Raw genomic sequence first — 1,009 nt, forward strand, 5'->3', positions numbered from 1 at the left:
TCTGCTGACTTAAGAATCTCTTCTGAAAATATACCGTGGGTACCTATAATTACTGAAATCATTATTCTATCATCCTTTCTTGCTACATATATTATTTTTATACCTATATACATAGCAATTCCTATGCCAACCAAGGGTGTAAATAAAAAAATATATCTATAACTAAGACTATTACTGCCTCTCCCCATACTTAAATATTTTTAATTACACTCTTAATTGAAGATTTACATACTTTCGATTACATTTAACACAGTTTGCTAAATAACCTAACAGAATAAACACACATTTATCTAAAAATAACTGCCACTAACACACAATCTTTTTTAGATCGATGTATTAATGGCAGTTAACTTTTAGATTTTTATTCCGTAATTCTATCAATTCAACTAGAATTTATTTAAATCTTCCCATACTAGACTAAGTTTCATCTAATAATATCAGCAATATAATATAACTCATCTTCAGTTAAATTTATTGATAATGCATTTTTAAAAACTAAACTAGCTTCCTTCAATGCTCCTATAGTTTTTTTATCAAAGTTTTTATTATCCTCATCATATTCTAATCCATTGTTTAGTACCATTCTTTCCAATGCGCATGCAACATGAAACATAATTCGCAATTTAACTGGATTTTCAAAATTTAGATCTAATAACCTTTCAGTAATGTTCAAAAATTCATTCAACAGGGCATAGATTTTTTGTGGATTAAGAAAGGTTATAAACTCAGTAATAGTTTGTGTACAAAGATTTTCAAATATTATTTGCTTATCTTCCGTATTCTTCATATCTCCTATCTTTTTACCTCTGATAATACTTATTAATATATTCTCCCCTGTTCCATCAATTAATTGTTCTATAGATATAAATGGAATTTCAAGATTAGGATTTGTAATTCCTATAATAGCCAAAATATTATTTTCTTCCATTATCTTCTTAATGGACTTAGTTAAATTCTTCAATCCAAGTGAAATAATATTAATATTCTTAACCCCTATATTATTTGTAAC

Annotated in this window: 1 protein-coding gene; it reads right to left on the bottom strand. The window is 26.6% G+C overall.

Going from position 1 to position 1,009, the window contains the following annotated elements:
- Positions 1-424: 424 nt before the first annotated feature.
- Positions 425-1,009, bottom strand: a 585-nt coding sequence (locus COL3_RS25375; protein ID WP_143327568.1) for a PRD domain-containing protein, incomplete at its 5' end; no start/stop codon positions are given.

Source organism: Clostridium sp. LS (genome assembly GCF_002760435.1).
Classification (GTDB): domain Bacteria; phylum Bacillota; class Clostridia; order Clostridiales; family Clostridiaceae; genus Clostridium.